Consider the following 21,392-nt stretch of genomic DNA (forward strand, 5'->3'; position numbering starts at 1 on the left):
GAGGGGCTGAGCCCTAAGGCCATGGACAGGCGACATGCGCAGTGGTACTGGCACCGCCAGGATTGGGAGGGGTCTCCCCGGCTTGTTCCGTTGTTTCGCGCACTTCGGTGACTGAACATCGGCGCCCGTCGGGTGGACCGACTGCAAGCGAGAGCAACCCGACTTCTCACGCGCGGGCTTTGAGGCTGCATGGCATTGGTAAGCGAAGGTTTGGCTTCTGGCGTGGCGGAGATCGCCACGCTCCTGGGCGGTGCCGTAGACGTCGACTTCGACCTCTCGGTCTTCATTCAGATCGGCTTGTTCTTGCTGCTTCTCGTGATCGTGAAGCCCATGCTGATCGATCCGATGCTCAAGCTCTTCGAGGAGCGCGAGCGACGCATCGAGGGCGCCAAGCTCGACGCCCGGAAGATGGACGAAGAATCGGCGGGAGCGCTCTCGAAGTTCGAGAGCGAAATGGCCAAGGTTCGCTCCTCGGCCAACGCAGAGCGGGACAAGGTTCGCGGTGAGGCGCTGAAGGCGGAGTCCGAGCTTTTGAGCAAGGTCCGGGAGAAGTCCGCGGCGAAGCTTGACGCGGGCCGCAAGACCACCGCCGAAGAAGTGAAGAAGGCGCGTCAGGGCCTCGAGGCCGAAGCGCGTGAGCTGGGCCGCCTCCTGGCGAGCCGCGCCCTCGGTCGTGAGGTGCACGAATGAAGCGCATCGCTTGGAGCGTCTCCCTGGCGGCGGCGCTTTCGCTTGGGACTGCAGCCGCCTGGGCCGGCCCTGAGGTCGACGTGGCCCCGGCCCATGGCGCGGCGGCGCCGGGAGGGCATGGAGGCGGACACGCCAAGGGCGGAGACGCGCACGGCGGCGGCCACCACGAGCTGGCCCCCATCAACTGGTTCGACATCTCGAACAAGAAGCAGCCACCGTACCTCGCGCTCGTCGTCAACTTCGCTCTCTTGGCGTACCTCTACTATCGCTTCGGCAAGACGCCGGTGGCCGAAGGCCTGAAGAAGCGACGCGAACAGGTCGCCAAGCAGATCGAGGAGGCGGCCCGCATCAAGAGCGAGGCGGAGGGGCGCGCGAAGAAATACCAGGCGCAGCTCGATCGCCTCGACGAAGAGGCGGCGGAGGCGCGCGAGGCCATTCGCACCACGGGCGAGGCCGACAAAGCGCGGGTCCTTCGCGAGGCTGACGAGAAGGCGGCGCGCATGGAGCGCGACGCCGAGCAGCTCGTCGACGCCGAAATGAAGCAGGCCAAGCGCGCCCTCTACGAGGAGTGCGTCGAGGCGGCCGTGCACCGCGCCGAGGAGCTCCTCCGCTCGAAGCTGACCATCGACGACCAAGAGCGCCTCGCCGAGGAGTTCATCGCGCAGCTCGCCGCTCAAGGTGCCACGCCGGCGCGCGGCGCTGCAACGGCCGCCGCTGCGCCCATGCAAAAGCGAGGTGAACCGTGATCGACTCCAACGTTGCACGTCGCTACGCCCGAGCCGTCCTTGAGCTCGGCACCGAGGCAGGAACACTCGACGCGATGGTTCGCGAACTCGGCGACGTCGCCAAGGCCTACGCCGGCTCCGAAGAGATGCGCCAAGCCTTCGAGAACCCGCTCGTGGCCATCGACGCGAAACACGGCATCCTGAACGAAGTGGGAAACAAGGTCGGCGCGTCGGCGGTGACCCTCAACCTGCTCCGCATGCTGTGCGACCGGCGCCGCATGCCTGCGCTGCCGCGCATCGCCCAGCTCCTCGAGGAGATGGCCGACGCGAAGCGCGGCGTCGTTCACGCCGAGGTGACCACTGCTGTTCGCCTTAGCGAAGGCTTCTATGACCGCCTCCGCGTTCAGCTCGAGCGCATGACGGGGCAGAAGATCGTCCTCGACCGCCGCGTCGACCCGACGCTCGTGGGCGGCGTGTCGACCCGCATCGGTGACCGCGTCATCGACGGCTCGATCCGCTCGAACCTTCAAGAATTGCGAAACACGCTCCTGGCGGCCGAAGTCTCGCGCACCAACGGTGCCGGGACCAACACCGCCTCCGCCTGACCGGTCCTCCGCCAACAAGGAAACGAGAATGCAGCTCCGCGCCGAAGAGATCTCTCAGATCATCAAGAGTCAGATCAAAAACTACGAGAAGGCCGCTCTCACGACCGAGACGGGCACCGTTCTCGCCGTCGGTGACGGTATCGCGCGCGTCTACGGCCTCGAAGGCGCCATGAGCGGCGAGCTCCTCGAGTTCCCCGGCAACCTCATGGGCATCGTGCTCAACCTCGAGAGCGACAACGTCGGTTCCGCGCTCTTCGGCGAGTCGACGCACATCAAAGAGGGCATGAGCGTCAAGCGAACGGGCCGCATCATGGACGTCCCCGTCGGCGAAGCTCTCGTCGGCCGCGTCGTCAACGCCCTCGGCCAGCCGATCGACGGCAAGGGCCCCATCGAGTCGCCGCACCGACGCCGCGTCGAGATCAAGGCCCCCGGTATCTTGGCGCGCCAGCCGGTCAAGGAGCCGCTGCAGACGGGCATCAAGGCCATCGACGCGATGGTTCCCATCGGCCGTGGGCAGCGCGAGCTCATCATCGGCGACCGCCAGACGGGCAAGACCGCCGTCGCGCTCGACGCGATCATCAATCAGAAGGGCCAGGGCGTTCACTGCTTCTACGTCGCCGTCGGCCAGAAGCAGTCGACGGTCGCTGCCGTCGTCGACAAGCTCGCGCAGCACGGCGCCATGGAGTACACGACGATCATCGTCGCCGGCGCCAGCGAGTCCGCGCCGATGCAGTTCATCGCGCCGTATTGCGGCGTCACCATGGCCGAGTATTTCCGCGACACGGGCCGCCACGCGCTGGTCATCTACGATGACCTCTCGAAGCAAGCCGTCGCGTACCGCCAGCTCTCGCTGCTCCTGCGTCGTCCGCCGGGCCGAGAAGCGTACCCGGGCGACGTCTTCTACATCCACTCGCGCCTCCTCGAGCGAGCCGCAAAGATGGCCGACATCTTGTACCTCGTGAAGAAGGGGACGCAGGTCCCCGCCGGCAGCAAGACCTTCAAGGGTGTCGATGGCAAGGCTCACGTCGGTGAGCAAGGACACGAGTCGTCGAAGGCCGCTCTCGAAGAGTGGAACAAGAAGGGCGACGGCGAGTACGAGCTCGTGAAGGATCCGCACTCGGGCGGCTCGCTCACGGCGTTGCCGATCATCGAGACGCAAGGCGGAGACGTCTCGGCCTACATCCCCACGAACGTCATCTCCATCACCGACGGTCAGATCTTCTTGGAGAGCGACCTCTTCTACTCGGGCGTTCGCCCCGCCATCAACGTCGGCATCTCCGTCAGTCGCGTCGGCGGCAGCGCGCAGATCAAGGGCATGAAGGCCGTGGCCGGCACGCTCAAGCTCGACCTCGCGCAATACCGCGAGAAGGCCGCCTTCTCGCAGTTCGCGAGCGACCTCGACAAGGTGACCCGCGACATGCTCGAGCGAGGCCAGCGGCTCGTCGAGATCTTGAAGCAGGGCCAATACGTGCCGCTCGCCGTCGAGAAGCAGATCGTCATCATCTACGCGGGCACCAAGGGTTACCTCGATACGCTCCCCGTCGCGAAGCTCGCCGCCTACGAGCGGGACCTCTACGCCTTCATCGAGAGCAAGCACTCGGAGATCTTCGAGACGCTTCGCAAGAAGAAGCAGCTGGACAAGGACTCGGAGGAGTCGCTCAAGAAGGCCCTCGAATCGTTCGGCAAGGCGTTCGGCGAAGGCAAGAACTGAGGAAACGCCATGCCTTCTCTGAAGACCATCCGCAAGCGGATCACGAGCGTCAAGTCGACGAAGAAGATCACTGGCGCCATGAAGATGGTCGCCGGTGCGCGATTGAACCGCGCCCAACAGCGGATCACGGCGCTTCGACCCTACGCCGTGAAGACGCAGGAAGTCCTTGGCCATGTGGCCTCGACGTTGCGCGCCGACGCGAAGGCCGAGGCGGAGCGCGAGGGGCCCGGCCACGAAGAGGACTTGCTTCATCCGCTGCTCACGCCGCGGACGGAGAACAAGGTCCTCTTTCTCGTGCTCACGAGCGACCGCGGCCTCTGCGGCGCCTTCAACACGAACATCATGAAGGCCGTGGCTCGCGAGTGGTCGGAGCGACGTGAGAAGGGCCTCGAGGTCTCCTTCGCGACCATCGGTCGAAAGGGCCGCGAGTACCTCACCCGCCGCGACGCCAACATCGCGCAGAACTTCCTTCGCATCTACGAAGGCGTGGACCTCGAGAAGGCTCGTACCGTATCGAGCTGGCTCGTCGATCAATACGAGAAGAACGAGTTCGACGCCGTCTACATCGTCTACAACGAGTTCAAGAGCGCCATCACGCAGAAGCTCACCTTCGAGCGCTTGCTGCCGGTGCCGACCGATGCGCAGGCAGAGGGCGACGCGCAGCCGGCCGATTTCCTCTTCGAGCCCAACGGCAAGGCGGTCCTTGAGCGCCTCGTGCCGATGTACGTCGAGATCTCCGTATACCGGGCGCTCCTCGAGAGCCAGGCGAGCGAGTTCGGCGCGCGCATGACGGCGATGGACGCGGCGACGCGAAACGCGAGCGACATGATCGGTCGCCTCACGCTCGTCTACAACCGCGCACGCCAAGCGGCGATCACGAAGGAGCTCATGGAGATCATCGGCGGCGCCGAAGCCCTCAAGGACTGAGGCGCACGACGAACTTCAAAGCGAAACGGCGGCTCTCCTCGCGGAAGCCGCCGTTACCTTTTTGGCGCGCCCAGCCGCTTCAGCAACGTGCCCATGTCTTCCGCACGCTGCGGCAGGATCACGACAGCGAGGCCCGTCGCCTTTTCCCCGTCGGGCCCTAGCTCGAGGCTCCCGTCGGTCCGGAAGTGAACGCGCGCGCGCACGCCAAGGACGACCGGCGCAGCGCCGCCCTGCTCGGGTGCCGCGATCGATTCGTCCAGCCACGGGTTGCTTCGGCGCACCGCTGACGGATCGACGGAAGGCACCGGGACGACAGGCGCCGGAAGCTCGGGCTCCTTGGGTTCGTCGTGTCGAATGCGGAGCGGCAGCGGCGCGCGAGAGGCGCCAGCAGCCACTGCCGGCGGGCGCACGCTGGGCGCGACCGAAGCTTTGTGCGCCGCGTGACTAGCCCCATTGGAGGAGGCCGCGGGTGCGTGCGCTGCCGGCGGCTTTGACAACGCGCGCGCAGGGAGCGGCGGAGGCGTGGCGCTGACGCGCGTGGCGACCCCGGTGGCGGCGGCCGGCGCAGCGGCCGGCGCGGCGGCAGTCACGGCGACGGGCGGCGGACGCGGCGACATGGACGCGCCGGGTGAAGGACGCGGCGGCAGGCTGGGCGTCACCTGCGGCGGCTTCGGCGAGGGCTTCGGCGCGGCCAGCGAATTCGCCGGTGTTGGAGCCGCCGGGACCGCCGACACTACCGCTGTTACCGCTGTCGGAGGCGGCGCCGCGGCGGCCGTATCGTGCCGCGGGCTGTCGACGTCCACTTCGTCGGCGGGCACGAGGAGGCCCAAGCCTGGGTTCGTCTCCGCGGGAGGCGGAATGACAGAGTTCTTCTTCGCTTCCGCTGCCGCTACCGGCGGCGAAACGGAGAGAACCAAAGGCGGCGTCATCGTGGCGGCCGGGGGTGACGCGGGAGGAGGCGCGGGCACGAGCGCGGGGGCGACGCTCCGTTGCTCCTGAACGCGGGCCTTTAGCTCCGCCGCGACGCTCGCGAGCTCGAGGCCGCGGCGCTCGAGCTCAAGCTCAATGGCGGTTTGGGCGGCCCGCTGCACGAAGCTCACAGCGGCGTCGTGATCACCGCGATTCCATGTGACGCGCGCGATGGAGAGCAGGTCGGCCACGTCTTCGTGTTCGCCAGGCGCGTCGACGGGAATGGTGCTCTCGCTCGACATGAAGCCTGAGGATAGCCGATCTGGCCGCGTGGCTCCCACTTCGCGGTCGGGTGATGAGCTTCTGTGGCGCTAGATTTTTGCCGTGTCGCCGCGCCCTTTCAGCGCATCGACGACGGCACGGACATCTTGCGCGCGTTCGCGCGGCATCACGAGCAGCGCGTCATCGGTGTCGACCACCACCAGATCGTTTACGCCAACCAAGGCGATGACCTTTCCGTGGTGCGACGACATGGTGCGGATGAGGTTCCCCTTCGCGTCCACCAGGATGGCGCCCTCGGGCGCGGCGTTGCCGTGCTCGTCGCGACGCGACAGCTCCCACGCACTCTCCCAGCTGCCCACGTCGTTCCAGCCGAAGTCGCCGCGAACGACGGCGACGCGAGGCGCCCGCTCCATGACGCCGTGGTCGATGGAGACGGCGGGAAATCCGGGAAATAGCCGCGCCAGCTCTTCCGCTTCGGCGCCTCGAAGGGCCGCCGCGTCGAGTTTGCGCAACCCGTCGGCGAGGGGCGGGAGGTTTTCCGCGATGACCGACAACATGTCCTTCGCGCGGAAGAAGAACATCCCCGCGTTCCACAAGAATTGCCCGCTCGCGAGGTACTGCTCGGCGCGGGCGCGGTCCGGCTTCTCGACGAATCGCTTGGCGACGACGACGTCATCGGCGACACGGTCCGTCGACGCTTCAATGTAGCCGTAGCCGGTTTCCGGTCGCGTGGGGACGATGCCGATGGTGGTCAAGTAGCCGGCGCGAGCCCCGGCGAGGGCGCGTTCGACGGTCGCGCGAAACGCACCTTCGTCGGTGATCGTTTGGTCGCTCGGCAGGACGGCGATGAGCGCGTCGGGGTCAGAGCGCGCGATAACGGCCGTGGCCCAGCCGATGCAGGGCGCGGTGTTACGCGGCACCGGCTCGGCGAGAAGTTGCTGCCGCGGCACCAAAGGAACGGCGTCGGCTGTGGCATCAAGGAGGTGCGCGCCCGTCGCGATGAAGACGTGGCTCGGCTCGATCAGCGGCGACAGGCGCCGGACCGTGGCCGCCAAGAGCGGTTCGTTGGGGTCGGAGCCGAGGGGAAGCAGTTGCTTGGGCCTGTGAACGCGAGAGGCGGGCCAGAAGCGGGTGCCGGCCCCGCCAGCCATGATGACGGCGTAGACTTTGGACATCGGTCCCTGAAGGTACCACGCACGCTTCGCCAGAATTTCGCCTCGTTCGCGGCACGGGGCTATACCGATCACTCCTCATGAGATCGGGCGTCACCGTCTCTTCATCAGCGCGCTTGCCGCTCCTCTTGCGACTCCTTGCTCTCGTGCTCGCCGCGGCGGTATTTCCCGCCTGCGAGCCCCTCGCGCCACTGTCGCTCTTGACGTTGCGCGAGGTCTCGCCTGGCGAGGTCGAGGTCGGCGAGCGCATCGAGTTGCGGGGGGTCGGCTTCCCTCAGGGAAAGACCGCACAGGTCACGTTCGAGGGGACCCTTCATCGCGCCGGCATGGCGCCCCAGAAGGGCTTCTCGGTTCGTGCCCCGGGTGTGGTGACCGCGGAGGGCATGATCGAGGTTCACTACGATCGACACCTCGAGGCGCTCTTCTGCGGGCCCGAGGGAAGGGCGGCTCACACGACCTTCCGTGGCGACGTGACGGTGGCCTTCGCGGCCAAGACCCAAGGCGCGCCCCCGGCCGCCGCGTCGCTCGCCAACGTCGTGTTGGATCTCCGGCCTCCGCCAGGCGAGCCCGCCCGCGTCGAACGGGCGCGGGCCGATGGCGCCGCGGTGCTTCGCGCCATCGGGGTCTCCGTGGCCGCGCCCCAGGGTGCCCAACGAGGGTTGACCGTTGCCGAAGTAGGAGATGGCTCAGCCGCCGCTCTTGCAGGGCTGAGCGTTGGCGACGTCTTGTCGAGCTTCGATGGGCTCGTCGTCAAGGGCCCAGCCGACCTGGCTCCGCCGCGCGGAGCCCAAAGGGCGAGGCTCGGTGTTCGGAGGAGCACCGAAGCCAACGAGATCTTCCTCGACGTCGCGTTGCACGGCTTTCGGGCGCAGGTATCGCCTGGCGCCGTCTTGATGATGGTTTGCCTCGCGGCGGCGTCGGGCCTTTGGCTCGTCGCCTCGCCGTCGCCTCTCCTTCTGTTCGTCGTGCGCCGCTGGCGCGCGCGCCGCCTCGCGACGCGCCCACATCATCGCCTCGCGGCGATTCTCGCCGTGCCGCTCACCGTCGCCGTCCCCATCCTGTTGCGCGCGCTCTGGGGCACGGAGCCGGAGCTCTGGATCGCCGCCGTAAGCACGCTCGCCGCGTCCGTCATGGTGCACGGACTCCTCGGTGACGGCGGCGTTCGCGCAGCGCTGAGCCGCGTCCTCCTGACGACGCTCACGCTCCTTCCTGCGACCACGGTCATCTTGGCGAAGGCCGTTTCGACAGGGGCGACGCGCCTCTCCGAGGCGAGCCATGTTCAGGGCGGTGTGCCGTGGACCTTCGCCGCAACGAGCAGCGTCTCAGCCTTCTTCATGTTCGCCGCGGGCGTCCTCTCGCTGGCCCTCGCCGACGACACGGCCGCCGGCTACGGCCGTTCCGCACGCGTTCGCCACATGGTCTCCGACGCAACGACCGCCGTCATGGCGAGCCTGCTCGTGGTCACCATGCTTGGGGGGACCGAATCTCCCTTCGAAGCCGCAGCCGGTCGCGAGCTCATCGGAGCCGCCGTGTTCCTCGCAAAGGCGGGCGCGCTCACCGGGGCGCTCCTCTTCATCCGCACCGCGCTTCCGGAGGTCTCTCGCCGTACGAGGTTCGTCGTCGCGACGGGGTCGCTCTTGGGCGCGGCCGCAGCGACCTGGCTCGAACCCTTGGAGCTGCGCCTCGCTCCGCCCGACGGCAGCGTCATCCCCTTGCTCCTCACCGCGCTCCTTGGCATTGGCGTCGCGCGCGCCGCCGTTGTCGCGTGGCGCATGCGCAAGGACCCCGGTCAGCAGCCGCGGCTCGACCCCTTCGCGTAGCCGGACGGCGCGGGACGCAGACGGTTGGCGGTTCTCCGCCTCCTCAGTGAAGGTCTTCTCCCAACGAACTTCCTCGGCGAACCTTGATGTCGTCGAGGCGACCGCCGAGCCGCACCGCCAACGCAACGGCCACGACGGACAGCGCAAAAGTCACGTAGAGGGGCCATTCGAAGGTGAATTGAAGCGGCAAGAGCCGACTCTTGGGCGGCCGGAGCAAGAGCACCAGGGTCGTGACGGCGGGAACCGCGCTCAAGAAGCCCGCGGCGACGCGCGCGGTCCGCAATTGCCAGATGGTGCGCCGACTGAGCACCGTGGGGATGAGGACGACCCACGCGGCGAGCGCCATCCAGACCCAAACGAGGCGTCGCGCGAGGTCGAAGCCGCTCAGGTCCACTGTGTCGGGCAACGTCACGTGGATCCACGGCATGAAGAAGAGCGGCATTCCCAGGGCGCCTAAGACGCCCAAGGCTCCGCGACCGCGCCCCAAGTAGAGGCGTGGCAGGACCTCGTTCTCTGGCGCCACCGGGATCTCCTCGGCGAGCACGTCGTGGGACGGGCCCAGCTTCTCCAGCGGAGAAAGTTCCACGCCGCAAACGGGGCACGCGGTCTCCTCCCCCTCCTGGAAGAGCTCTCGGCAAAAAGGACAAGCGATGAGACCCAAAGAGACCCCTGGCGCGACGCGTGCGACACGCGCGCTGCGTGCGTAAGAGTAGCCCATCCCATGATCGACAGGCAGAACACCCCAGAGTTCCCGTACGCTCCGGTCATGGTCCGCCCTGCCCGCCTCACGGACGACGATGTCGCCGAATGGTTGTCGACCCGCACCGCTTGGGCGCGCACCGGCGGAGCACTCGTTCGAACCGTCTCGTTCGCGGATTTTGCCGCCGCGTTGGCCTTCACGGTGCAGGTGGGCTGCCGCGCCGAAAAACGCGACCACCACCCCGACGTAGCGCTCTCTTACGGCAAGGCGCGAGTCCTCTGGACGACCCACGACGCGGGAGGAATCACCGCGCTGGACCTCGAGCTTGCGGCAGCCTGCGACGGGATCTATGACGCAGGCCAGCCGAGGGAATCGTAAACGACCCACTCGGTCGGCTCGCAACAAGGACGAGAGTCGTGGGTGAGGAAGACTTCACGAAGGCGCGCGAGGCGCTAGCGGAAACGCTGAGAGGCATCGTCGGCGAAGTGGCCCTTCCACGTTTCGCCGAGGCGCTGACGCACCCGAGCTACTCCAACGAGACGGGGGCGCCCGACAACCAGCGGCTGGAGTTCTTGGGCGACTCCGTGTTGGGCCTCTGCGTAAGCGAGATGCTCCTTGAAGCGCACCCGACCGCCGACGAGGGAACGTTGACGCGCATGCGAGCCGCCCTCGTCAACGCCGACGCGCTCGCTCGCTGGGGCCGCAGCGTCAGCCTCGGTGACGCGCTCGCGCTGGGTCGCGGCGCGCGCGCCAGCGGTGACCGCGACCAAACCAACGTCATCGCCGACGCGGTGGAAGCCCTCGTCGCGGCGTTCTACGAAGCCGCAGGCCACGACGCCGCGAGACGCCTCGTGGCGGAGGTCATCCGCGAGCCGCTCGCCGACGCCGCCCGTCTCATGGGACGGGACCCGAAGAGCGCGCTCCAAGAGCGAGTGCAAGCGTACGGGCTTCCGGCGCCGGTCTACCGCGTGCAGGGTTCGAGCGGGCCGAAACACGAGCCGACCTTTCAGGTCGAGGCGATGGTCGGCGATCGCCTCATCGCGCAAGGCGAGGGTCGCTCGAAGCGCATCGCCGAGCGCGCCGCGGCGGAGGCGGCGCTGGAGCTCGACGACGCGGAGCTCCGGACGCGCCTTCCGAGGCCCTCCCGCCTCCCGCCCGCTTGATGGCGGCGCCCGCTACTTCGCGAGCGGCAGGGACTTCGGGCTGTCGAGGAAAGACGGCAGGTCGGTCGCGCGGACAAGCTCGGCGTCGAGCGGCCCCACGCGCGCCTTCTTCAAGTCCGAAACGAGCGCCTTGGTCGCCTGATCGGACGCGCGCCGTGCGAGCGCGTGGCGAATCTGCGGCTCCACCTCTGAGAGCGGCTTCCGAAGAGCTTTCACGGTTCCACGACGCCACACGACGGAGAAGTGAGCGCCATCGGCCACCGGTGACGGCACGAGCTCGCCATCCTTGACCGACTTTGCGGCAGAAACGACCGTCGGCTCCACGCGCAAGCCGGCCTCGTTGGAGATTCCGTCGTCGCTCAAGAAGCCAACGTTGCCGCCGCGGAGGTTCGTCGCCTTGTCGAGGCTCTTGTCGCGCGCGAGGGCCGAGAAGCCGGAGACGGTGAGATCCTTCTTGGCGGCCTCGAGCACCGACTGCGCCTCGGCCCGGGTCGCCAAGACGATGCGCCAAACGAGCACTCGCTCCGAGGCTTCGTATTGTTCGCGATGCTCATCGTAATAGCGCTTCACGTCGGCCGCGGCGACGCGCTCTGGGGTGGCCGACGCAGCGCGAACGGCCCGCAACGTGGCATTGGCTCGCGTGCGTTCCACGAGGGCCTCGGTCCGCGGGCCCTTGCCGTGAGACCCCGCCTCACCGGCGGCGGTCAGCAGCATCTCGGGAATGACCACCGTCTCGAGAAACTTCTTCTTGGCGGCGAGCGGCGTGGCGCCGAACTCGAGCAGTTGAAAGCGGGGCACGGCGCTCAGCCGATCCTCGAGCTCGCCAACGGAGAGCGTCTTCGCGCCGACACGAGCGACGACGGCGGCGCGGCGGGTCGCCTCTTCTTGGACGGAGGCATCGGCTCGCCCGGTGCGTGCGTGAAAGAGCAGCGTCACCACCGAGACGGCGCGTAGCACCGCTGCGAGCCTGCCAGGCGTGCCTAGCCACCGCGCCATCATGCGCGCCGGGCCCGACTGCGCACGCCGCCGCCATCGAGGACGCCAGCGTCGCGGAGCACGTCGTCGCCGATCCCAACGAAGCGATATGCTTCGGGCCGAAAGCCGTACGCCTTGTGGAGACGACTAACGACGTCGGTGACGAGCTCCGGCGCCACGCCGAGCTTGCGGACCTTGGCCACCTTCCGGATGGCGCCCACGGTCTCACCGAGCTCGAGCAGCTCCTGGACACGCGTCAAGACGTCAAGCGGCTTGAGCTCGCGGCTGCCACGACCCTTGCCGGTCTCGAGCTCGGTGAGCAAGCGTTGCCGACGCTTCTCCGTGCGACCGTCGAGTGCACTGGCGCTGCGGCCACCCAGGATGTCGTTAAACATCCTCGCGGCTCGGCGCTTCTCGATGGCTTCCGGGCTCCCACGACGATTGGGAGGAGACTTCACAGCTCGCGTCTTGGCCTTCGCCATGGCCCTCGGTCGTAGCCGAGGCGCCGGTCCGTCGCAACAGGAGTGCACATTCACGTGTTTGAGCCGGCGCGCAGGTCACTCTTGCGAGAAAGCCATGAGCATCGCCAGCGCAAGCACGATGAGCCAAAGCGGCCACGTGCGTCTCAGAAACCCGGCGACGTCGGACAGAAGGCCCCTCACCTCGCCGGCCAGGAGCGCGTGGCGGCCGTGGAGGCGCGCCGCCTCTTCGTCGATCTCGCGCCGCTCTTCCTCGTCCGTCTCGTCGTGTCCACGCAGCGTCGCCACGAGGTGCTCAATTTCGTGGTCGAGGGTCTCCGCGAGCTCCGATTCCCAGTCAAAGGGGCCCTCGTCTTGCCAGATGGCGCGGAACGTTCGGTAGTAGACGGCGACTTCGTGCGAGCGCGACGGCGAAGCACCGTCGCCCGGCGTGGCCGGCAGGTAGGAGCCAAGAAGCGGCACGCCACCGTCATCGACGGCTGCGACGCCCCCCTCCACGACGAACATGATCTCGTCTTGGAGCGCCTTCGGAAGTGTCTCTTCGAAGAGCGCCTTGGCCCGTGCATCGAACGTCTCGAAGTCGACGAACGGCGCCTCCTCGCTCCCACCGCTCCCGATGTGCGAGGCCGCATCGCCCAGCGCGAACTCGCGGTCGAAGGGCGCGTCCACGTCGTTGCGGGCGCCGCACGCCGAGCAGCGTGCCACCCCCCCCAGACGCAAGGGGTAGTGGAGCGAGAGGAAGAGCTCACTCACTGCGTAGACGGCTTCGTCGCTGGCGCCGCGCAGCGCGGCCGCGATCCGCGCTGGATCTCGCTCGGCGCCGAGCGCCAAAAGCCCCATGGCGGTCACCGCGTCGGCGCTGATTTGAAATGAAAGCGAGCCCTCGCCCAGCGCGCGCCAAAGCGGCATCGCTTCGCTCACCGTGCGATCGACGAAGACAGCCTCACGGGCGACGGCGCCGCTTGCCAGCGCGATCTCGGGAATCGAGGAGACCTCATCGGGTGCGAGCCGTGCATCGAGCTCCTCGTCGTTGAGCGCCCCTTCGAGGAAGGGACCGAGGGGCATGCTCTTGCAGGGTGACACCTCGATGCTGGCGCCGCAGTTCAGGCAGCCGATGGTCACGACCTCTTCGTCGAGCGCCCCCTCGTGCGTAAGAATGGCGCGAAGCGCGTGAAAGTCGACGAGCGAAAGGCCCTGGACGTCGTGGCCTTGCCCGTCGAGCGTGACGCTCTCTCGCATAACCCAGAGGGCCTCGGCAAAGAGCGCTGGCCCCGCGCCCGGCGGCGCGGGCGCGACCTCCGGGCGTGGCTTCTTGGCGAGCTGGAGCAGGGCGGTTCGCCCCGTCGGCAGCCACACCTTCATGGCTTCTTGCGCTCCGCCGGCGCCGGCTCGATGCGCAGGCCGCGCACGATGGCGCCGTGAATCGCGTAGACAACCGGGGTCAAACAAATGGCCACGACCAGCTTGATGCCGTATTCGCGCCCAATCTTGCGGAAGATCCAGTCCCACCGCTCCATCGGCGCCATGCGTCCTAAGAACGACGACGGATCGCGCGCGCCGGTCCACGACCAGAACACGACGTTGATGGTGATCGTGTCGACGAGCTGACTCAGGACCGTGGAGCCCGTGGCGCGAAGCCACAAGTGCCTCGACTCGGTGAGCGCCTTCCAGAACTGAAACACCTGGATGTCGAGGAGCTGCCCGATCATGTAGGCGATCATCGACGCCACGAAGAGCTGCGCGCTCCCGCCAAAGATCTTCTCGAACTCGCCTTGCGTGAAATACGTCGAGACGTCGGGCCGGAGCCACGTCGAGAGCTGCAGGACGAACCAGGCCAAGAGCGCCATGAAAAAGCCGAGGAACGTAAGAAAACGAGCGCCCCGTCGGCCGTAGAAGTCGTTGACGACGTCCGTCAGAAGAAACGTCACGGGAAAGGGCAAGATGCCGACGGAGATGGGACCCAGCGGCGTCGCGATGGTCTTGCCGCCGATGATGTCTCCCAAGAGGAGGCACGATACGAAGACGGCGCCCAAGTAGACGAAGAGCTTCGCGCGCGCGTCCATGGCGGCGAAGGGCGGCGTGCCGGAGGGTTCGCTCATGGTGAGTTCTGCGCTTGGATCTTCTGCGGCGAGCGTGGTCGAGCGGTGAGCGACGTTCAGGAGAGTCAGGAGAGAGGGGCTTCCGACGGCGCGTCGCCGCCGTCGTGACGGGGAGACTCGGGCCCGCGAACCGGCAAGATGAGCCGGAACGTAGCGCCACTCCCGGGCTCGCCAACGTATGCGAGCTCGCCACCGTGTTCCACCGCGATGCGCTGAGCGATGGCCAGGCCGAGACCGGTTCCTTGCACCTTGGTCGTGGCGTAGGGCTCGAAGAGGCGCGGCGTCAATTCAACCGCCACGCCTGGTCCCGTGTCGCGCACGCTGATGGCGACGCGCGTGTCGCCCTCGAGCTCGACGTCGACGAAGACCTTCGGCGTACGGAGGCCACGCACCGCTTCAACGGCGTTCTGGACGAGGTTCGTGAGCACCTGGACGATCTGGTCCGCGTCGCAGACGACGCGAGGCAGCCCCGCCTCGGCGCGGATCTCGATGCGAGTCTCACCGGCCACGGCCCGTTGGAGGCCGACCACGCGCTCGCAGAGCTCGAGGAGGTTCTCCTCGCGGACCTTCGGCGCCGGGAGGCGCGCGAACTTCGTGAACTCGGTGACGATGTTCGAGATGCGGTGCACCTCGTCGAGCACGGTCCGCGTGGCTTCGTCGAAGTACTCGTCGAAACGCGGATCATTGCGCGCCCGAAGGCGCCTGAGCGTCTCCACCGCGGCGCGGATCGGCGCGAGGGGATTCTTGACCTCGTGGGCGACGCGGCGTGCCACCTCGCGCCACGCGGCGATGCGCGAGGCAGCAGCGAGGCGCCGACGCGTCCCCTCCAGATCGCGGAGCATTCGGTTGAACGCGTCGGCCACGTCGCGGACTTCGCGTGACCCCCGCAGCTCGAGCGGCTTGGCGTCCCCCTCGGCAACCTTGCCTGCTTGCTCTGCCAGCGCCGAAAGCGGCCGACTGAGGCTCCGCGCGAGCAGGATGCCAAGGAGCAGCGCTGCGCCCGCCGACGCCAGCGACGCGTAGAGGACCGTGCGGTCGGTGCGCTCGAGGGTCTCGACGAGCGCGCTCTTCGATTTGGTCACGGAGAGTTCGAGCGACGCGCCGCTCGGGTCGGTGATGGCGCAACGGGCTCGCTCTTCTTGCCGCGACGAGAGGTAGATCGCCCCCTGGTGCGGCACGATGTCGACGCCGGCGGTGGCGCCCAGCCGGCCGAGCAACGCCGTCGCGTCGCGTACGCCCACGAGGGCCACCGTTCTACGGCCCTCGTCCTTCCGACAGCGCGCGACGAGTCCCGTCATGGTGCGCGTGCCACGAAGAAAATTTCCCGGCGCACCGGCTACGAGGAGCCGAACCTCATCGGCGGGAATGTTGAGGAGCGGCTTCGGGTCGGCGCCGAGCACCTCGCCGCCGCCGGTCACGAGCACGAGGCCGTCGAGGCCGAACGCCTCGCGGAGCGTCGGCACGCCCGTGGCGAGGGCTAGCCGCCGCTCGTCGAGTTGCCCTGCTTCGATGGAGACGAGAACACGGTCGACCAGGTCACCCTTCGCGCACGAGCTCGCGATGAGGCGGCGGTCGCTCTCCGCCTGGCGCTTGACCTCGTCGGCTACGCGGGTGCACGCGGAGCGAACCTCGCGCTGAAATCGCGTCGTCTCTTCGATGATGCGCGACTCGCGCAAGAGAAGGCCCAAACCCGCCGTCGACAGCGCCGCGAGCAGGCCGAAGGCCAAGACGAGGCGAAGCGCGAGCCCCGACGCGGAGCGACGCCGCGCGGCCTTCGCGGCGAGCGTCGTCGAGAGCGGCGACGGCGCGTCGTCGGGGCGCGGCGAGCTCAGAGGCCCTTCCTTCCGCGCGTGGCGGCACCCAGATCCCAGCCATTCTCCGACGCGGGAAGGGTCAACTCGGCAATACGTGCACCTTGCACACGCAATTCGCCGACCACGCCGAGACGCATGGTCCGCGCGAGGATCCGCGCCGAGGGCTCGGTGACGCGGGGTGGGCGGACGACGCCGCTTGACGGCTCGGCGACGGTCGCCAGCGACGTCCAGGTGGCCTGCGGCCCGCGCGCGACGACGCGCGCGGTATCGAGCGCGAGCAGATGATCGCGTCGATGACGACGGAGCGCGAACTCTCGAGCCGGAAGCGGAACTGCCGAGAGCTCGTGGCTCGGCCGTGAGAGGAGCGCCGCGACAGTTCGAGCGACCTCGATGAGGTAGGCCGAATCGTCGGGGACGATGACCTCACCGGTGGGCCCTGACCAGCCCTCTTCTTTTTCCCGGCGCCACGGGGCCCCGAGTCCCAGGAACGTAAGTTTTTGCGGCGGGAGGCCATCGAGCAACCGCTGCGTCACGCCGGGCGCATCAAAGGTGCCAGCCAGCGTGCCCGTGGCGAGCACGATCCATCCGGCGGCGCCGGCGTCAAAGAGCTTCGAGTGGGGGCGCGGCGCGTGGAGGCCCGCTCCCAGCCAGCCGACGTCGTCGGCGCCCGCCTCGAAGGCGCGAAGGGACGCGGCGAGGTCCGGCGCGCCGCGCAAGACGATCTCGTCGAGAAACGCGGGACCGCGGGCGGCCTTGGGGTTGCGCACGAAGGAGAGCCCGTCGGCCCGAGGGACGACGAAGAATGGCCCCGTGCCGTCCGGATGCTCGGCCTCGAAGGCGACCGGAACAACGCTCGTCAGCGGCGACGCGAGCAGCTCCATGAGCCGCGGTGGGTCCTTCAACGCGAACCTCACGGCGTCGTTTCCGTAGCGCTCGAAGGCCCCCAACTCGGCGAGCCAATGCCTCGCGCCCGTCCGTTTTGCGCGGGACAGCGAGTGGACGACGTCACGCGCGTCGATGGGTCGCCCGGTGCCAGTTTGGAGACCGCGGCGAAGGGAGACGACGAGCCCGTCGCCCTCGGCCGTCGGCTCGCCTTCGGCGAGCGCCGGGACGAAAGCGGCGCCTTCGCGCGCGTAGAGCGCATCGAACACGCAGTCGGAGAAGATCGCGGAGAAGGGATCGTCGATCCGATGCGGGTCGAGTGACCGAATGGCGAAGGGGATGCGAAGCGCGATCCTGCCGCCGAGCGGCGAACGGCCCTTCGCGAAGGCGCTCCTTGAGAGGCCCCAGGTCGCCAGCGCGGCGGCCAACACGCCGCGCCGCGACAGCCGCGCTCGTGCGTCACCGAACAAGCCAGAGCTCCGCGCCGACGACGGCGACGAGCCCCGGGGCCGCGTTGGCCTCCGGTGGGCACGCCGCCAGCGCACGCACGGGCGTGGGCGTGGGAATTCGACGCCGCAGCCGTGGCTCCGCACCACGCGTCAACGTGTAGAGGGTGATGCCGTCCTCGCTCCCCTGCGCGTCGGCCGACACGGCTAGCTCGGGCGCTCCGTCTAGATCGAAGTCGAAGAGCGCGAGCTCGGCGCCGGCGTCGATGCTGCGCGCCTCAGTCTCGGCGCCCGAAAACCGCACGCGCGCCTTACCCGATGGCTCACGGGCCGCAAGCACCACCGACTCGGCACCGTCGCGCGCGATCACGACGGCGGCAACGATCGCGTCGAATCGCGGCGTGGGCAGCGCGAGCTTCGCCTGCGTCGCCGCGAGCGTTGAGCATGCGACGGCGCCCTCGAGACCTCCTTGCGCCGGCGCGACGATGCTGCACGCCTCGACGCCACCCGTGGAGTGGATGGGAAGCGCGCGTAGGCGAGAGGCCACGTTGAGCTCCGAGTCGAGCGCGACGCCACCGCGGTCCGAGATGCCAACGAGCAGCCGATCGTCGATGAACGCGGCCGTCGCGATGGGCTCACGAAGCGGTACCGGCGCGCGCGGGAGCAGCGCCGCCCAAGGGACCGCGTGGTCGACGCGAAAGCGTCCGCGCTCAAGGCGCCCCAAGATGACACGGTTCTTCGTCACGAGCGCCAACTCGAGGCCGCCGTCGCCGGTGACGTCACCGCAAGCTGCCGCGAGCACATCCGAGTCGTCGAGCTTCGCCTTTGAGATGGCGGCCTGCTCGAGCAGGATGGCTGGCAGGTAAGACCGAAGCTCGGCGTCGATGGCCGCCTGCGCGAAGGTGTGATTTTTTGGCGCGACGCTCGGCGCGCGAATGCGGTCCCAGCCGTTCTTCGGCACCGCGTAGAGATCTGCCGACACGGAGAGTCGCCCCTTCTCGATGACCGGCGCGAGGAAGAGCAGCGAAGAGGTGTCCTTGAGCTGGGCGCGCGCCTGCGCAAGGGTCATGGCGCGAGGGGCGGGCCGCGCCCCCTTCTCAAGGCGCCCCGCCACGAGGGCGGCGAGGCGAGAGGCAAGCTCGTCGCTTCGCGCGCCAGGGACGTCGCTTACGAGCGGGGCCGTAGCGACCAACGTGCCGGCGGGGGCGTCCTTGAGGCCCTCGGCCACCTCACGAACGATGGACGCGAGACCCGAGGCGGCGACGGCCCGTGTGGAGCCGAGCGCGATGGCGAGCCCAAGAAGCGTCGTCCGCGCGCGCGCGATCCAAGGGCCTCTTCTGCCCGGGAAAAGGCCAGACGATTGCATCAGTTCGACTTGGGAACCGTATCACCGAGCGCCTCGTGCCGCGCGTCTTCGCCGATGCCCGCATCGGCGCCGGCGGCCTCCGAGGGCGTCGCGACGTCTTTCGGCTCCGTTCCCTCAAGGAAGAGCTCGTCGATGACGTCAACGTCGCCGTCATAGGGCAGGAGCCCGGTACGCTTGTCGATGGAGACTTGAACGATGCCCCCGGGCCGCGCGAACTCAGTCTTGGCCTTGCCTTCAACGGCGCTCTTCATGAAGGAGACCCAGGCGGGAAGCGCCGTACCGCCCCCCGTCTCGCCGCGGCCGAGCAGGTTGCCGTCGTCGAAGCCAATCCAAACGACGGACGCGACGTCAGGCGAATACCCGGCGAACCATGTGTCCTTCGAGCCGTTGCTGGTGCCCGTCTTTCCCGCCACGGGCCTGCCCAGCTCCTTGGCCTTTTGACCCGTGCCCCGCTCGACAACGCTCGTGAGGAGGCTCGTCGTCAAGAAGGCCTCGGGCTCCGAGAGGACGCGACGCGCCGGCGGAACGCTGGGCAGCGCGACGGGCGCACCGTCAGGACCTTGGATCGAGAGGACCACTTGCGGCTCGGCGTAGAGGCCGCCGGCAGCGAGCGTCGCGTAGGCGCCTGCCAGCTCCATGGGACTGACCTCGTAGCTGCCGAGCGCGAGCGAGAGATCGGGCTTCATCGTGGACTCGATGCCCATGGCGCGCGCCAGCTCCACGACCCCCGCGGGGCCCACGTCTTCGATGACGCGCACCGCCGCGACGTTGACGGAGTTCGCCAGAACCTCGCGCAGCCGCAGCGGCTCGCTGTCCTTCCACCCTTCGTAGTTCGCGGGACGATAGCCGCCGGCGAAGGTTGCCGGCGTGACGTCGAGCAGCGACGCGGGAGTGAAGCGGCGCGTGCGCAACGCTTGGGCGTAGACGATCGGCTTGAAGGTCGAACCGGGCTGACGCTTGGCCTGCGTCGCGCGATCAAGGCCACCGCTCTGCGCCTCGTAGCTTCCCACCAGCGCCACGATCTGCCGCGTCCGAACGTCGAGGGCTACGAGGGCTCCTTCGGGCCCGAGCTCCAGCCGCAGCGGGATCTTGGAGCGTGCGAGGGCGCTCGTGCCCGCGTCGGCGACGCCTCCGTCGATGGTCGTCGTCGGCGCGGCAGCGGCGAGCGGAGCGTCGGGGGCGCCTAGAGCCGTCACGCGCACGAAGCTGCCGATGGGAGCAAACGCACTGGGGCTCAACTTCTGCGGGTTGTAGCGCTCGTGATCGCGCAGGAGCGCTACACCGGTGACGGCTCCAAGCCGCACCTCGATCGTGCCCTTGACATCATCCACGCCGGTCACCGTGCCGACGTACGTCTTGTTCTTCTCGGGCAGGCCGTCGGCCAAGAGTTCGCGCGACGCCGTGGGCTTTGCGACGCGCCCCTTCTTGTCGGGGGTGGGCTCTTTGAGAGGCCCAACGACCCCCTTTCGCTTGTCGTACGCCACGAGGCCTTCGCGGAGCGCCTTGCGAGCCGCCGCCTGGAGCTTCGGATCGATGGTCGTCTTGATGACGAAGCCTCCACGCTTCGAGCGCTCCGGTTCAACCTTGGCGAGCATGCGGCGCGCGAGCTCGACGGCCTCCGGCGCGAGCTCGCTTTGGGGAGCCTCACTCGCCGCGAGGTGCACGGGCTCCGCCATCGCCTCAAGGTATGCGGCCTCGGGCAGGAAGCCCTTCTCACGCATTTGCCCCAAGACGAAGGCGCGACGCGTGAGCGAGCGACGAAGGTCGCGGCGCGGGCTGAAGAGCTCGGGCCCCGCAGGAAGTCCAGCAAGGAGGGCCGCCTCGGCGATGGAGATCTCGCGAGCCGCCTTGCCGAAGAGGTGCCGCGCCGCCTCTTCGACGCCGTAGCGCCCGTGACCAAAATAGATGTGGTTCAGGTAGAGCTCGAGGATCTCGTCCTTCGTGAGCTCTTGCTCGATGCGGCGCGAGAGCAACGCCTCGCGAAGCTTGCGCTCGTAGGTCTTCTCGGAGTCGAGGATCAGGTTCTTGACGACCTGCTGCGTGATCGTCGAGCCGCCTTGGCGCTTGCGGCCGGCCTTCAGGTTCACGATGAAGGCGCGCGCGATGCCGAAGTAGTTGAGTCCCTCGTGCTCGTAGAAGCTCGCGTCCTCGGCTGCGAGGACCGCCAGCTTGACGTGGGCCGGCAGGCTCTTGATGGGAACGACGGTGCGCCGCTCGGTGAAGAGCTCCGCCAAGAGCGTGCCGTCGCGCGCGAGGACGCGTGTCACTTGCGCCGGGTGGTACGTGCTCTTGAGGTCGATGGCAGCCGGCAGCGTGGCCTCGATGCGGCGGACGTAGGCGAAGGCCACGGCGAGCGCGACGAGGGCGAGCACGACGCCGAGCAGCGTGAGTCGTCCGGTCCAAACGAGGAGGCCGCGCCAGAAGCCGCGCCGTGCGCCGCGAGCGCCACGCTGACGGGGAGCGCCGCCGCTCGGTTTCTCGGCGACCGCCTCGGCGCCCGCTGACTCGGATTCAGCAAATGGAGCGGCGCGCCTCACGTTCTTGGGAAGAACGCTGGACTCGGGAGCCCGCTTCCGTCCGGGGCCGGGCTTTTCTGGGGGAGCGAGCGGCTCGGACACGGCCCAAGG

General features: G+C 68.4%; 19 protein-coding genes. 8 read left to right on the forward strand and 11 right to left on the reverse strand.

Going from position 1 to position 21,392, the window contains the following annotated elements:
• Positions 1-189: 189 nt before the first annotated feature.
• The 5 genes from IPG50_07725 to atpG are packed head-to-tail and all read left to right on the forward strand — an operon-like array spanning position 190 to position 4,658.
• Positions 190-690 carry an ATP synthase F0 subunit B gene (locus IPG50_07725; protein MBK6692077.1) on the forward strand — a complete coding sequence of 167 codons (501 nt, stop codon included), beginning with the start codon at positions 190-192 and terminating at the stop codon, positions 688-690.
• Positions 687-1,436, forward strand: coding sequence for an ATP synthase F0 subunit B (locus IPG50_07730; GenBank protein ID MBK6692078.1), 750 nt, complete (start codon positions 687-689; stop codon positions 1,434-1,436). The genes IPG50_07725 and IPG50_07730 overlap by 4 nt, the downstream gene beginning before the upstream one ends.
• Entirely contained in the window at positions 1,433-2,020 is a 588-nt protein-coding gene (gene atpH, locus IPG50_07735) for an ATP synthase F1 subunit delta (GenBank protein ID MBK6692079.1), read from the forward strand. Before IPG50_07730 ends, atpH begins: the two co-directional genes overlap by 4 nt.
• A 28-nt stretch (positions 2,021-2,048) precedes the next feature.
• Entirely contained in the window at positions 2,049-3,731 is a 1,683-nt protein-coding gene (locus tag IPG50_07740) for a F0F1 ATP synthase subunit alpha (protein ID MBK6692080.1), read from the forward strand.
• Positions 3,732-3,740: 9 nt separating this feature from the next.
• Entirely contained in the window at positions 3,741-4,658 is a 918-nt protein-coding gene (gene atpG / locus IPG50_07745) for an ATP synthase F1 subunit gamma (protein MBK6692081.1), read from the forward strand.
• Positions 4,659-4,711: 53 nt separating this feature from the next.
• Here atpG and IPG50_07750 read toward each other — a convergent pair whose 3' ends face one another.
• On the reverse strand, positions 4,712-5,869 hold the full coding sequence (locus IPG50_07750; GenBank protein ID MBK6692082.1) for a hypothetical protein: 1,158 nt from the start codon (positions 5,867-5,869) through the stop codon (positions 4,712-4,714).
• A 69-nt stretch (positions 5,870-5,938) separates the two neighbouring features.
• Positions 5,939-7,024: a mannose-1-phosphate guanylyltransferase gene (locus tag IPG50_07755; protein ID MBK6692083.1), complete on the reverse strand. Its 1,086-nt coding sequence runs from the start codon at positions 7,022-7,024 to the stop codon at positions 5,939-5,941.
• Between the two features lie 77 nt (positions 7,025-7,101).
• Here IPG50_07755 and IPG50_07760 point away from each other — a divergent pair, with 77 nt between their 5' ends.
• On the forward strand, positions 7,102-8,841 hold the full coding sequence (locus IPG50_07760; protein ID MBK6692084.1) for a hypothetical protein: 1,740 nt from the start codon (positions 7,102-7,104) through the stop codon (positions 8,839-8,841).
• 43 nt (positions 8,842-8,884) lie between these two features.
• On the opposite strand, the gene IPG50_07765 is transcribed toward IPG50_07760, so the two are convergent.
• A complete protein-coding gene (locus IPG50_07765) occupies positions 8,885-9,493 on the reverse strand; it encodes a hypothetical protein (GenBank protein MBK6692085.1) in 609 nt (202 codons plus the stop codon).
• Positions 9,494-9,607: 114 nt separating this feature from the next.
• Here IPG50_07765 and IPG50_07770 point away from each other — a divergent pair, with 114 nt between their 5' ends.
• Together IPG50_07770 and rnc are read left to right on the forward strand one after the other, a co-directional pair.
• Positions 9,608-9,919, forward strand: a complete 312-nt coding sequence (locus IPG50_07770; protein MBK6692086.1) for a 4a-hydroxytetrahydrobiopterin dehydratase — start codon at positions 9,608-9,610, stop codon at positions 9,917-9,919.
• Positions 9,920-9,957: 38 nt separating this feature from the next.
• Complete coding sequence (rnc, locus tag IPG50_07775) at positions 9,958-10,704, forward strand: ribonuclease III (GenBank protein MBK6692087.1); 747 nt, start codon at positions 9,958-9,960, stop codon at positions 10,702-10,704.
• A 12-nt stretch (positions 10,705-10,716) separates the two neighbouring features.
• Here the strand turns inward: rnc and IPG50_07780 are convergent, their stop codons facing one another.
• The 8 genes from IPG50_07780 to IPG50_07815 all read right to left on the reverse strand — a co-directional run bounded on the left by IPG50_07780 (position 10,717) and on the right by IPG50_07815 (position 21,383).
• On the reverse strand, positions 10,717-11,661 hold the full coding sequence (locus IPG50_07780) for a peptidyl-prolyl cis-trans isomerase (protein ID MBK6692088.1): 945 nt from the start codon (positions 11,659-11,661) through the stop codon (positions 10,717-10,719).
• Between the two features lie 38 nt (positions 11,662-11,699).
• On the reverse strand, positions 11,700-12,161 hold the full coding sequence (locus IPG50_07785; protein MBK6692089.1) for a hypothetical protein: 462 nt from the start codon (positions 12,159-12,161) through the stop codon (positions 11,700-11,702).
• A 75-nt stretch (positions 12,162-12,236) separates the two neighbouring features.
• The gene (locus tag IPG50_07790) at positions 12,237-13,520 is read right to left on the reverse strand and encodes a hypothetical protein (GenBank protein MBK6692090.1); all 1,284 of its coding nucleotides are present in this window, start codon (positions 13,518-13,520) and stop codon (positions 12,237-12,239) included.
• Entirely contained in the window at positions 13,517-14,257 is a 741-nt protein-coding gene (locus IPG50_07795) for a queuosine precursor transporter (protein MBK6692091.1), read from the reverse strand. Before IPG50_07795 ends, IPG50_07790 begins: the two co-directional genes overlap by 4 nt.
• 65 nt (positions 14,258-14,322) lie before the next feature.
• A complete protein-coding gene (locus tag IPG50_07800) occupies positions 14,323-15,984 on the reverse strand; it encodes a HAMP domain-containing protein (GenBank protein MBK6692092.1) in 1,662 nt (553 codons plus the stop codon).
• A gap of 101 nt (positions 15,985-16,085) precedes the next feature.
• Complete coding sequence (locus tag IPG50_07805; GenBank protein ID MBK6692093.1) at positions 16,086-17,423, reverse strand: hypothetical protein; 1,338 nt, start codon at positions 17,421-17,423, stop codon at positions 16,086-16,088.
• The gene (locus tag IPG50_07810; GenBank protein ID MBK6692094.1) at positions 17,413-18,765 is read right to left on the reverse strand and encodes a hypothetical protein; all 1,353 of its coding nucleotides are present in this window, start codon (positions 18,763-18,765) and stop codon (positions 17,413-17,415) included. The genes IPG50_07805 and IPG50_07810 overlap by 11 nt, the downstream gene beginning before the upstream one ends.
• Complete coding sequence (locus IPG50_07815) at positions 18,765-21,383, reverse strand: PBP1A family penicillin-binding protein (GenBank protein ID MBK6692095.1); 2,619 nt, start codon at positions 21,381-21,383, stop codon at positions 18,765-18,767. Before IPG50_07815 ends, IPG50_07810 begins: the two co-directional genes overlap by 1 nt.
• Positions 21,384-21,392 lie beyond the last annotated feature (9 nt).

Source organism: Myxococcales bacterium (genome assembly GCA_016703425.1).
In the GTDB taxonomy this organism is placed as follows: domain Bacteria; phylum Myxococcota_A; class Polyangia; order Polyangiales; family Polyangiaceae; genus JADJCA01.